Annotated in this window: 11 protein-coding genes; 8 read left to right on the top strand and 3 right to left on the bottom strand. The window is 47.4% G+C overall.

Annotated features, from left to right (window positions below; translation table 11 throughout):
* Positions 1–21: 21 nt before the first annotated feature.
* Both K0T92_RS11155 and K0T92_RS11150 read left to right on the top strand, forming a co-directional pair.
* Positions 22–504 carry a DUF2975 domain-containing protein gene (locus K0T92_RS11155; protein WP_219872548.1) on the top strand — a complete coding sequence of 161 codons (483 nt, stop codon included), beginning with the start codon at positions 22–24 and terminating at the stop codon, positions 502–504.
* Positions 505–514: 10 nt separating this feature from the next.
* Complete coding sequence (locus K0T92_RS11150; RefSeq protein ID WP_219872547.1) at positions 515–727, top strand: helix-turn-helix domain-containing protein; 213 nt, start codon at positions 515–517, stop codon at positions 725–727.
* A gap of 86 nt (positions 728–813) precedes the next feature.
* Here the strand turns inward: K0T92_RS11150 and K0T92_RS11145 are convergent, their stop codons facing one another.
* Entirely contained in the window at positions 814–1497 is a 684-nt protein-coding gene (locus tag K0T92_RS11145; protein ID WP_246628079.1) for a DUF1259 domain-containing protein, read from the bottom strand.
* A 572-nt stretch (positions 1498–2069) separates the two neighbouring features.
* Positions 2070–2639, bottom strand: coding sequence for a YdeI/OmpD-associated family protein (locus K0T92_RS11140; protein ID WP_219872546.1), 570 nt, complete (start codon positions 2637–2639; stop codon positions 2070–2072).
* 305 nt (positions 2640–2944) lie between these two features.
* Here K0T92_RS11140 and K0T92_RS11135 point away from each other — a divergent pair, with 305 nt between their 5' ends.
* The 6 genes from K0T92_RS11135 (at position 2945) to K0T92_RS11110 (ending at position 10918) form a co-directional block, all read left to right on the top strand.
* Positions 2945–3271 carry an ArsR/SmtB family transcription factor gene (locus K0T92_RS11135; protein WP_219872545.1) on the top strand — a complete coding sequence of 109 codons (327 nt, stop codon included), beginning with the start codon at positions 2945–2947 and terminating at the stop codon, positions 3269–3271.
* A 249-nt stretch (positions 3272–3520) separates the two neighbouring features.
* Positions 3521–5776, top strand: coding sequence for an ATP-binding cassette domain-containing protein (locus tag K0T92_RS11130; RefSeq protein WP_219872544.1), 2256 nt, complete (start codon positions 3521–3523; stop codon positions 5774–5776).
* A gap of 1078 nt (positions 5777–6854) precedes the next feature.
* On the top strand, positions 6855–8585 hold the full coding sequence (gene ilvB, locus K0T92_RS11125) for a biosynthetic-type acetolactate synthase large subunit (RefSeq protein ID WP_219872543.1): 1731 nt from the start codon (positions 6855–6857) through the stop codon (positions 8583–8585).
* Positions 8585–9073 carry an acetolactate synthase small subunit gene (gene ilvN / locus K0T92_RS11120; protein ID WP_246628077.1) on the top strand — a complete coding sequence of 163 codons (489 nt, stop codon included), beginning with the start codon at positions 8585–8587 and terminating at the stop codon, positions 9071–9073. Before ilvB ends, ilvN begins: the two co-directional genes overlap by 1 nt.
* Positions 9074–9211: 138 nt before the next feature.
* Positions 9212–10009: a TrmB family transcriptional regulator gene (locus K0T92_RS11115; RefSeq protein WP_219872541.1), complete on the top strand. Its 798-nt coding sequence runs from the start codon at positions 9212–9214 to the stop codon at positions 10007–10009.
* Positions 10010–10036: 27 nt separating this feature from the next.
* Positions 10037–10918 carry an aldo/keto reductase gene (locus K0T92_RS11110; RefSeq protein WP_219872540.1) on the top strand — a complete coding sequence of 294 codons (882 nt, stop codon included), beginning with the start codon at positions 10037–10039 and terminating at the stop codon, positions 10916–10918.
* Positions 10919–10953: 35 nt separating this feature from the next.
* On the opposite strand, the gene K0T92_RS11105 is transcribed toward K0T92_RS11110, so the two are convergent.
* Entirely contained in the window at positions 10954–11865 is a 912-nt protein-coding gene (locus tag K0T92_RS11105) for a DsbA family protein (RefSeq protein ID WP_219872539.1), read from the bottom strand.
* Positions 11866–11893 lie beyond the last annotated feature (28 nt).

Raw genomic sequence — 11893 nt, 5'->3', positions numbered from 1 at the left:
AAATTCAAGTGAGGTGCAGTTATGGAACGAGGAACAACACTCTTTTTAAAGGCAGCAGTAATCGTTATTGGAATCCCGGTGCTTGCTCTGTGCATATTTCTGGTACCGGAGATAGCGAGATTTATAACTGAATTGTACCCAGAGCATACGTATTTGCAATATCTCGTTTACATCGATTTGTATGCAGCGGCGATTCCATTTTACTTTGCCCTGTATCAAGCTTTTAAACTTTTGGGCTATATCGACAACAACAAGGCTTTCTCGGAGCTATCTGTACAGGTATTGAAGAATATCAAATACTGCGCAATCACAATTAGTGGTTTGTACGTGTTAGGCATGCCGCTCTTCTATCTCATAGCGGAGAAAGACGATGCTCCAGGCATTATCTTAATCGGAATGGTCATGGTTTTCGCCTCCCTGGTGATTGCCGTTTTTGCCGCTGTTCTCCAAAGGCTTCTAAAAGAGGCTATTGATATAAAATCAGAAAATGATTTGACGGTCTGAGGTGAATGACATGGCGATTATAATTAATGTTGACGTGATGCTGGCGAAAAGGAAGATGAGCGTAACCGAGCTTTCGGAGAGAGTTGGCATAACGATGGCCAATCTTTCCATATTGAAGAATGGCAAGGCTAAAGCGATTCGTTTATCTACTTTGGAGGCGATTTGCAAGGCGTTAGAATGCCAGCCTGGAGATATTCTGGAATATAAGATGGACGAAGATTGATTCGGATGCAGCCTTGGCAGCATGTCCTGGTAAGCAAAAAGGGCGCCTCAGGCCATGCAATCATGGCTTTCGAGGCGCTCTTCTCTTTATATTGATCTGCTCCGTTTCGTTCTTTTCGTGGAAGTGCGCTGCGATGGTTTGCCGGTCTTTGTTGCTGTCGATTTTACAGTCGATTTTGCTTTAATGGAGCTGTTGGTTTTGCCCTTTGTGGATGGTTTTCTGGTTTTGCAGGAAGCATTGGGAGACATGGTGTATCCATAGGTTTGATCCGACAAGGGTGGTGTGTATCCGCTGGTACCTTGTAATCCTCGTGATCCGTTTGAGCCGGTTGAACCGCTGGTGCGGTTGGGAGATACGGTCCTGGTAGTAAGCACTCTGAACGCTGCCGCGACCTTCTGGGCAAAGGCAAGAGGCGGTTCGACGGATTTAAAGTGGATATACATCAACCGCGGGTTATCGAATAGCCAGCGGTTGTGCAATGCGGTCACTTCAATACCGCGCGTCCGAAGCTGCGAGATAAACGGATTAACTTCCTCCTGCAGGAGAACTGTTTCACCCAAATTGAGCGCATTTCCCTGGTTGTCAAGATCTTCGAAAGAAAACAGAGCGGCAATCGCAAGCACCGAATTGGTTCGCCTGCCTTGAATTAATGGGCGAAGGTTGCTGCGAATCCGGGTTACCGTACATACGCCGTTTACAACATCTGCAGTACCACCCAATGTGTTAGCAAACGTTCGGCAAAGTGAATTGGGCATTGTCCAGTTTGACAAATCTATCAGCTCCTGTAGCAAAGTGATCTTCTATACTATTCTCACAGCAGCGAATTGATAGGGTACTAGTCTATAAGAGTAAAAAAGAACTTCACGCCGCCGGGAGGCCGCGCACGGTAACCGCGCGCGCCTCCCGGCGCGCGGTGCCATCGCGGCACGCGGTGCTCGGTCACACGTCGGCGGTCAAACCAGAGACAAGCGAGCTGCGAGCTCGGTGAAACATGCGAAACGGCAGCTTTTTTCTCGTTTCCGACCCCATGAAGGTGAAATGCCTGCCAGAGGGCAGGTATTTCACCTTCATTTCTCCTTTACGGCCGATTTTGCCTCAAATTCATGCCTGATCGCAGGAATGTTACCATTATGGCGTCTTGTAACCGAAATTCATGCACATTCGCAGGCTTCTTCTTATGTGGTCGACCGACCGCCGTCATGCAGCAAAACACCGCGCTGGGAGCTGCGCTCGCGCGAACTCCGTCACTCTGCCTTCAAACCACTTGGAGAAGGGGGTGTCCACATGTCCCCAACTACAATGAAAGGGATGCTTCGAGTTCACTTGGCTAACCTGGCACATCTTAATAATCGAGAAGGCGTCCGTTATCATGCCATTGACCGTATATTTTATTGTCCCTTGTATTTGTTATAAATTTGTCTAATCTGCTATGGAATAAATCCGGCTGATGTTTATTGCTTTGGATCGTGTCGATCCGAATTCTTTTATAGAGATCCGGGAAGGCCAAGAAATGCTCATAGGTTTGATTCTCCTCTTGCAGCCTTTGCATGATCAGCCTATCTATTATAAAAGAAGAGGGGGCCATATCGGGAAGTACCTTTCTACCTTCATCACTCATTAACCCCAGCTTCTCCAGGCGGCGGACACGTTCCTTATTCAGTTCAGTCCAGGAGCTTTTTTTGCTTCTAGGTGATAGTCTTTGCGCCGTCTGTGTTTCGGATATTCTCTTTTTGATCCCGTCAATCCATCCAAAACATAGAGATTCTTCGACTGCGTCCAAATACAGCAGCGTATCTGGGCGCGGCGTCATACTGACAACAACCCAACAGAATTGTTCAGTCTTACAATTCTCCTGCAGCCAAATCCTCAAATCTTCTCTCGATCTTACGGTCAGCAGATTGTCAATTTCCATAGATCCAATATCTCCTTTTACAGACATTATCATCGGTATTATCCTGCGGTTCGTACCGTCTTCTGTTGTTATTATAAAAAAATAAGTATGACAACAGTATGTCATACTTAATAAAAAGGGGGCATTTCGAATGCCGCTCAATACAGGGTAGTGGTGAAAGAACCATTCTAATGCTGAGTAGTCCTTCATTGTGTTAGAATCAATCTAGAATATTCAGCAAAAATGCCGTTGACTTGACACCAAAAGGTGTCCTACAATTAAACATGAAATCATTTACACCAAATAATATCGTTGGAGAGAGTGTTGTGAGAGATAACAACCAGCTGCGGGATGTGTTTGACGCGATTGCAGATCCAACTAGGCGCCAATTGATTCGTCTGTTAGCAGGGGCTGAGGAGATACCGCTCCATGAATTAACGACCCAGTTTCCAATGGGCCGCACAGCGGTATCCAAACATCTGACCGTCCTTAAAGAGGCTGGATTGGCACTTGACCGTAAAGTTGGCAGAGAAACGAGATATAGGCTGGACGCCTCACCACTCAGAGAAGTTCAAGATTGGCTGGCGTTCTACAATAAGTTCTGGAGTGCAAATTTATTGCGCTTGAACCAGCTATTAGAGGAAGAAGAATGAGTGCGGGGTGACGCTGAGCGGGCCGAATGGATTCGGTGCCAGCCGGATATCTTTCGTTTCCCGGCGATAAATGCTGCTTGACCCGAATCAACATAAACCGGCTGCATGCCGTTTGCTGCAGCCGGTTTATGTTGATCTGACTACTTCTTGTTGCTTCGGATCAAGCCGAGAACTGCCCGGCTTGATCTGCGCGGGAATGGTACAATGTGAACAGAAGCACAAATAAACACTATTGGAGGGATATGAAGTATGAGTGAATTCAATCAGGAATATATCGCAATCTCAGGTGCGAGGGAAAACAATCTCAAGAACGTATCCTTGCGCATTCCCAAGCGCAAGATCACGATCTTTACCGGCGTATCTGGATCCGGCAAGTCATCGATCGTCTTCGATACCATCGCTGCAGAATCCACACGCCTTCTGAATGAGAACTTCAGCATGTTCGTGCGCAATTTCCTGCCCCGCTATCCGCAGCCGGAAGCGGATGCAATCGAGAATCTGAGCATGGCTGTTATTGTAGATCAGAAGCGATTGGGCGGCGGTTCCCATTCCACGATGGGCACGATTACCGATATCTCTCCCATTCTCCGTCTGCTCTTCTCCCGAGTGGGCCAGCCCAATATTGGACAAGCGCATATGTTCTCGTTTAACGATCCGCAGGGCATGTGTCCCGAATGCAATGGAATCGGCCGCAAGCTTGGCGTAGACATGAGCAAGGCGGTGGACATGTCCAAGTCGTTGAATGAAGGGGCAATCATGCTGCCGGATTATGGGGTAAGCGGCTGGGAATGGTCGATGGTCGTGCAGTCAGGCTCCTTCGATCTCGACAAAAAGCTCAGCGATTATTCGGATGAGGAGCTGGAGCAGCTGCTGTACGGCAAGGCGAGAAAAGTGAAGATGGACTTCGCCGGCAAGGCAATGAATATTACAGTGGAAGGCATCATTGAGAAGTTCACCAACAAATATATTAAGCAGGATGTGAAGATGAAGTCCGAGCGTACCCAAAAATCGGTTGCGCCATACATATCTGAGGGGCCTTGTTCCAGCTGTCGCGGTGCAAGGCTCAGTCAGGCTGCGCTAAGCTGCAGGATCAATGGACTCAACATTGCAGAGATGTCCTCGCTAGAGGTTGGCCAGCTCATCCGCGTCATTCATGAGATTGACGATGCGATCGCCGCGCCAATTGCCAAGTCGCTGACAGAGCGGCTGCAGCATCTGGTGGATGTCGGCCTTGATTACTTGACGCTGGACCGTGAGACGGACACATTGTCCGGGGGAGAGTCACAGCGGGTCAAGATGGTGAAGCACCTTAGCGGCAGCCTGGTGGATGTCACTTACATTTTCGATGAGCCAAGCGTTGGCCTGCATCCCCGTGATGTACACCGGTTAAATGAATTGCTTCAGAAGCTGCGCGACAAGGGCAATACCGTCATTGTCGTTGAGCATGATCCCGATGTGATCAAGGTGGCGGATCATATTGTTGACGTTGGGCCCCATGCCGGCAGTCGCGGCGGTACCATCACCTATGAAGGAAGCTTCCAGGGACTGCTGGAGGCAGGTACACTGACAGGCAACCATATGAAGCGGCCGCTTCAACTGAAGCAGAATTGCAGGCAGCCGTCCGGCAAGCTGTCTATCAAGGATGCCACACTGCACAACGTGCGAAATGTAAGTGTAGATATTCCAACCGGAGTGCTGACAGTCGTTACGGGGGTCGCGGGCTCGGGCAAAAGTACGCTGATCAACGACGTCTTCCTCAGCCAGCATTCGGATTCGATCGTCATCGATCAATCGGCGGTAGGCGTGTCAACACGCTCGAACCCAGCGACCTACACAGGCATTATGGATGATGTGCGCAAAGCATTCGCTACCGCGAATAAGGTGAACCAAGGCCTGTTCAGCTTCAACTCCAAGGGGGCTTGCGAGAACTGCCAAGGGCTTGGTGTTGTATATACAGATCTTGCATTCCTCGACAGCGTGAAGCTGCCATGCGAAGTATGTGATGGCAAACGGTTCAAGGAAGAGGTGCTTGCTTACAAGCTCAATGGCAAGTCTATTGCAGAAGTGCTGCAGATGACGGTGGAGCAGGCATTGGATTTTTTCCAGATCAAAGAGGTTGTGCGCAAGCTGCAGGCGATGAGTGATGTGGGGCTGAACTATATTACACTCGGCCAGCCGCTCAGCACACTCTCGGGCGGGGAATGCCAGCGCATCAAGCTGGCAAGCGAGCTGCATAAGAAGGGCAGTATCTATGTCATGGACGAGCCGACGACCGGACTGCATATGTCAGATATCGGCCACCTGCTCGGGATCATGAACCGACTGGTGGATGCTGGCAATACGGTGATCGTCATCGAGCACAACCTCGATGTGATCAGCCAGGCGGATTGGATTATCGATATGGGGCCGGATGGAGGCAGCAGGGGCGGACAAGTGGTATTCGAGGGAACGCCTTCGCAGATCATTCATGAGGAGCAGTCGATCACAGGGAAATACTTGATGTAAGTTGCGATAACAGGCAAGTTAAATTTATAAATTATTACACTTGAAAAAATGCAGGCTGTATGCTAGCATGAAATCCAACATAATTAGCGATGAAGAGAAAAAATTACGAAGGCTCTTATGTCCAGAGAGCAAGGGGGATGCTGAAACCTTTGCCGTAATCCTTTGTAACCTGTCGTCTCGGAGCTTTTGACTGAAAATCGAGCCCACGATTAGGATCGGTGAGTAGACTCAAACGGAATGGCACACGTTATCGTGCTGCGGGCAAGGATAACCCTTGCCTCATGAGGCCGGAATCGCAAGGTTCCTGGCAAATCAGGGTGGTACCACGAAAATTTCCCCTTTCGTCCCTAGCACGGCAGCTGCTTTCTGTCGTCTGAGGATGAAGGGGGGTTTTTATGTTTCATAACATGTTTCATAACAATAAAGCGATGAAGAGAAAAAATTACGAAGGCTCTTATGTCCAGAGAGCAGAGGGAACGCTGAAACCTTTGCCGTAATCCTTTGTAAGCTGTCGTCTCGGAGCTTTTGACTGAAAATCGAGCCCACGATTAGGATCGGTGAGTAGACTCAAACGGAATGGCACACGTTATCGTGCTGCAGGCAAGGATAACCCTTGCCTCATGAGGCCGGAATCGCAAGGTTCCTGGCAAATCAGGGTGGTACCGCGAAATTTCCTCTTTCGTCCCTAGCACGGCAGCTGCTTTCTGTCGTCTGAGGATGAAGGGGTTTTTATGTTTTATAACAATAATGCGATGAAGAGAAAAAATTACGAAGGCTCTTATGTCCAGAGAGCAAGGGGAATGCTGAAACCTTTGCCGTAATCCTTTGTAAGCTGTCGTCTCGGAGCTTTTGACTGAAAATCGAGCCCGCTATCAGGATCGGTGAGTAGACTCAAACGGAATGGCACACGTTATCGTGCTGCGGGCAAGGATAACCCTTGCCTCATGAGGCCGGAATCGCAAGGTTCCTGGCAAATCAGGGTGGTACCGCGAAATTTCCCCTTTCGTCCCTAGCACGGCAGCTGCTTTCTGTCGTCTGAGGATGAAAGGGGATTTTATATTTAAGGGAGGAACTTAGAATGGAACATTTATCAAAGTCCACTAGCCAGCCGCTGGAACATTCACAGGAAATGATTACAGGATCGGAGGTTCTGTTACGATGCTTGCTAAAGGAAGGCACAGAATGTGTATTTGGGTACCCGGGAGGAAATGTACTCTACATCTATGACGCAATGGTTGGGAATCCAGACTTCAAGCACATCTTGACTCGACACGAGCAAGGGGCGATCCACGCGGCGGACGGTTACGCCAGATCGACAGGAAAAGTCGGCGTATGTATCGCCACCTCTGGTCCAGGAGCAACAAACTTAGTGACAGGAATTGCTACTGCCTACATGGATTCTGTACCGCTTGTAGTCATTACGGGCAACGTCCCGACGACCGTCATGGGAACGGATGCATTTCAGGAAGCAGACATTATTTGCATGACGATGCCAATCACCAAACACAGCTATTTGGTCCGTGACGTGAATGAACTGCCACGTATCATTCATGACGCATTCCACCTCGCGAACACGGGCAGGAAAGGTCCGGTATTGATCGATATCCCTAAAGATGTTTCCAATCAGACAATGCTATTTCAGCCTTCGGAAAATATAAGTATACGCGGTTACCATGCCGCTCCTAGTCCCAATCAAGCGGCGATAGATGACCTGCTTCAAGCTATTGCAGAATCAGAAAAACCGGTCATTATTGCTGGAGGCGGGGTCGTATATTCCAATGCATCAAACGAGCTGCTGGAATTCGTACATAGAACCAACGTTCCAGTAACCATGACTTTGCTCGGCTTGGGCGGTTTCCCCAGTGGCCATCAGCTATCGCTAGGCATGTTAGGCATGCATGGTACGTATACCGCGAATATGGCAGTTCAGCAGGCTGATTTGATTATTTCGATTGGTTCCCGGTTTGACGACCGAATCACGATGAATACTGCTGGTTTCGCTCCACATGCCAAAAGGATTGCGCACATAGACATCGACCCTGCTGAAATTGGCAAGAACATAGGAACGGATATTGCATGTGTCGGCGATATTAAAGCTGTACTCGAATACGCAAATACGAAGGCTAAACGCTCTCGATCAGACAACTGGATTCAGGCATTAAAAGAAAATAAAGCGAAATATCCATTACATTACATGGATTCCGATACAGTGCTTAAACCACAATTTGTTGTCGAGATGCTCAGTAAGACAACGGATGGGGAAGCGATTATTACGACAGATGTCGGCCAACACCAAATGTGGGTTGCTCAATTCTACAAATTCAAACATCCGCGCTCATTTATTAGTTCAGGAGGTCTTGGAACAATGGGTTTCGGATTTCCGTCCGCTATTGGCGCACAGGCAGGGAATCCCGGACGTTTAGTTGTTTCTGTTAATGGTGATGGCGGGATGCAGATGTGTGCCCAGGAAATGGCTGTTTGTGCCATTCATAATATTCCTGTCAAAATTGTCGTCATTAATAATCAAGTGCTGGGCATGGTCAAACAATGGCAAGAAATCATTTACGACAATCGTTTTAGCCATATTGACCTTAAAGGAAGTCCCGACTTCGTAAAATTGGCTGAAGCATATGGCATAACGGGATTAAGAGCAAGCACGACAGCAGAGGCAGCACGAATTTGGCAGAAAGCCTTGGAGACGCCTGGACCTGTACTTGTTGAGTTTGTTGTACCGAAAGAAGAGAACGTTTATCCAATGGTGCTTAGTGGAACGAATTTAGATCAGATGATACTGGGGGAGTTCGAGTGATGAATAGATATACGATTTCTGTACTGGTTAATGATGAGCCTGGGGTACTGCAACGAGTATCTGGTTTATTTGGGCGCCGCGGCTTCAATATTGACAGCATTACGGTTGGAGGAAGTGAGCAGATTGGATTGTCGAGGATGATTATTGTCACTTCAGGCGACGATCGAATTATTGAACAGGTTGAAAAACAGCTGAACAAACTGATCGATGTTATTGAGGTAACGCATTTAAGTTTACATTCGATAGTGGAGAGAGAACTGGCGTTTATCAAAGTAAAGGCGGAGCCATCCAAGCGCCCGGAAATTCTTGGGGTTGTTCATACCTTCCGTGCATCAATCATTGATATTGGGCCAAATAGCCTAATTATTCAAGTAGTCGGGGAACTTAACAAAATGGAAGCGTTGATCGAACTTTTGAAGCCCTACGGAATCTTGGAATTGTGCAAAACAGGCACAACTGCGATGATACGGGGGGACAAGCATCCATAGTTTCGAAGGACAGCCCGTGCAATCCTGGAATCCACGGGCTTTTTTATTTAGCGGATCAAAATGATTCCTTTCCAGTTCTTGACGATATCTCGTTGTCTGTTGTATTGTTTATACAACAAAATTAAAGAAGGGATGACTATGGAGGATATCATTCAAAATTTGCAGCGCTTTAACTTCACCAAGATTGAAGCGCAAATTTATTTGATACTACTAAACAACGGTACGTTGAACGGTTCGCAAATCGCCAAATTTCTCAATCTCCCTCGTACTTCGGTGTACTCCTCTCTGGATTCCATGTACCATAAAGGATTTGTGTACTCGCTGCAGGGGAACCCCGTCACATATATGGCCAAAGAATCGAAAGCTCTTCTGCACAATTTGAAAGCTTCTTACGAGAACGGTATTCGTGATCTGGAGCACTCGTTGATCGATTACAAGCCTTTTTCCCCCAAAGACCAATATTGGAATATGAAAGGGCACGAGAATATCATCGAGCATATCAACAAACTGCTCCAAGGGGCGAAATCAGAAATTTACATTTCAACGAATTCTGATCTTTCCGAGTTGTATGATTCATTCATGGCGTTAATTAGTAATGGGGTTCGGATCATCGTCTTTTCCTTTCAGGACATCCCCCGGAGGTTTCAAGTTGAAGGGGTTGAGTACTATTCCCATCAAGAGCGCTCCCCGCATGAGGAAGAATCCCGGTTTATGCTGGTCGTTGATCAGCAATCGGCCTTGGTAATGAACCGCAACCATCTGGGTGAGGCACTTGGGACATTCACAGAGAACTCCTTCATGGTCTCCATGATCTCGGAGCATATTCATCACGATATCTATTTATTAAAACTGAAGCAAAAACACAATATCGATCCTGTCACAGAAGATATAAAAATCGGCAGCCGATTCGAGCAGAGCTCCAGCCGCTGCAAATAATCCACCTACAGGAAGAGGGAACAGATTATGATCAGAAGAATGTTCGGCAACACAGGATTGGAAGTATCCGTACTGGGGTTCGGAGCCATGCATATCAGTGCGGATAAATTGTCGGACAAAGAAGCGGAAACATTGCTTCATACGGTTATTGACAGCGGGATCAACCTGATTGATACGGCAAGGGGCTATAGATCATCAGAAGAGCGGATCGGCAAATTCCTGTCTGGCCGCAGAAATGAAATCGTCATATCCACCAAGATCGGATACGACATACCGGGATATGAGGATTGGACCTATGATTGCATCGTTGCCGGTGTTGATGCAGCCTTGAAGAGACTTCAAACCGATTATATCGACATCGTGCATTTTCATTCCTGTCCGCTTGCCACACTTGAACAGGGCGATATTACCCGCGCACTGGAAGAAGCGGTTAGAGCCGGTAAAGTCCGTTCCGCTGCCTACTCGGGAGATAATGAGGCGCTGGGTTATGCCATTGCTTCAGACCGCTTCAACAGCGTTCAATGCTCGGTCAATCTTTGTGACCAAACCGTGATTGACCATGATCTTCCTGCCCTTGTGCAGAAAGAGATGGGTGTCATCGCCAAAAGACCGATCGCCAACGCTCCGTGGAGGTTTGACGAACGGCCTGTCGGGGACTATTCAGAGGTGTACTGGACCCGCTGGAAACAGATGGATATCGATCCGAATGGAATCGACTGGCAAGAGCTGGCATTAAGGTTCACTGCTTTCCTGCCAGGGGTACACAGCTGTATTGTCGGCACTTCGAGCTTGGATCATTTGCTGAAAAATATTGAACTCGTCAATAAAGGCGCCTTGCCTCAAGAGATGGTTGATACGATAAGGCATGCTTATCAGACAAACGACAGTGGATGGGTCAGCCAATGCTAGTAATATGACTGGTCGCGCAGGTGCGCCGCGCCCGTCTACGTTCTCTCAAGATAGGCTTCGCCTAAAATATGCTGAATTCGATAATAGTTATCTGGGAGTGATTCCTGAATAAATGAATGTACGGACTCTTTACTTAAATCATACATGATCTCGATTTCTTTCGAAAAAAGATGAAGATGCCCTTTTTTCAACCAATCGTGGAGTGTTGGAGTGCGAATTGGTGCTGGAGCTTCATTTCGCACTTTACTTAATGCTCCTACATAGGTTTCCAAGGATTGTGCTCCAACTACTTTTATACCTTGGTTTGCTTCATTAACGAATGTAACCGTGGGGAAACCTGTCACTCCAAAATTGCGAGTTAGATCGAAATCCATCTCCAACAACTTCTGCGCATGTTCAGTACCGGCTTGTTCAACGATATCGTTCCCATCATATCCAATACGATTCACGATATCTTCTAAAACCTGTTCATCGCCTACATTTTTGTTAAATGCAAATACAGCTTCTCTTGCTTGCCGTAGAAATGAGCTGCTATATGCTTCATTTTGGGATTGAATGACTTTGAATACTCTAGATACGGGATAAGAGGATTGAATCGGATTATCAAGCCACAACGTACCATCGATCGGCATACGCGAATGATCCCCAACTTCCCGCCAATGAGCCGCTACATCAGCAGGTTTTCGAATACCATTAGCTCTATCTGCGAAGCCGCTCCAGCTCGGTAATAATCCTCCCATAACGATAGAGAGCTTAAAATAGTGACCGTATTGTTCAATAAATCGATTCAAAACCGGCTCAAGAGCCCAGCAATGCGAACAGATCGGATCGGTAAAATAGTAGAGTGTTACTTTGTTATCATTCTGGTTGAAATCGATGATATCCATTGCATGATCTGTGCTGCTGCCACAAATGCCTGTTTCAAGGCTGCAATTCATATTATCCATATCGTAAACTCCTCTCTTGTAGGGGATG

The organism is Paenibacillus oenotherae, assembly GCF_019443105.1.
Taxonomy (GTDB): Bacteria; Bacillota; Bacilli; order Paenibacillales; family Paenibacillaceae; genus Paenibacillus_Z; species Paenibacillus_Z oenotherae.
Note: the sequence above shows the minus strand (reverse complement) of the source record. Positions and strands in the feature narration are given on the sequence as shown.

Coding starts and splice junctions, on each gene's coding strand:
- K0T92_RS11155 (WP_219872548.1), top strand. CDS start 22: ATGGAACGAGGAACAACACTCTTTTTAAAGGCAGCAGTAATCGTTATT.
- K0T92_RS11150 (WP_219872547.1), top strand. CDS start 515: ATGGCGATTATAATTAATGTTGACGTGATGCTGGCGAAAAGGAAGATG.
- K0T92_RS11140 (WP_219872546.1), bottom strand. CDS start 2,639: ATGGAAATTGACAATCTGCTGACCGTAAGATCGAGAGAAGATTTGAGG.
- K0T92_RS11130 (WP_219872544.1), top strand. CDS start 3,521: ATGAGTGAATTCAATCAGGAATATATCGCAATCTCAGGTGCGAGGGAA.
- ilvB (WP_219872543.1), top strand. CDS start 6,855: ATGGAACATTTATCAAAGTCCACTAGCCAGCCGCTGGAACATTCACAG.
- ilvN (WP_246628077.1), top strand. CDS start 8,585: ATGAATAGATATACGATTTCTGTACTGGTTAATGATGAGCCTGGGGTA.
- K0T92_RS11115 (WP_219872541.1), top strand. CDS start 9,212: ATGGAGGATATCATTCAAAATTTGCAGCGCTTTAACTTCACCAAGATT.
- K0T92_RS11110 (WP_219872540.1), top strand. CDS start 10,037: ATGATCAGAAGAATGTTCGGCAACACAGGATTGGAAGTATCCGTACTG.
- K0T92_RS11105 (WP_219872539.1), bottom strand. CDS start 11,865: ATGGATAATATGAATTGCAGCCTTGAAACAGGCATTTGTGGCAGCAGC.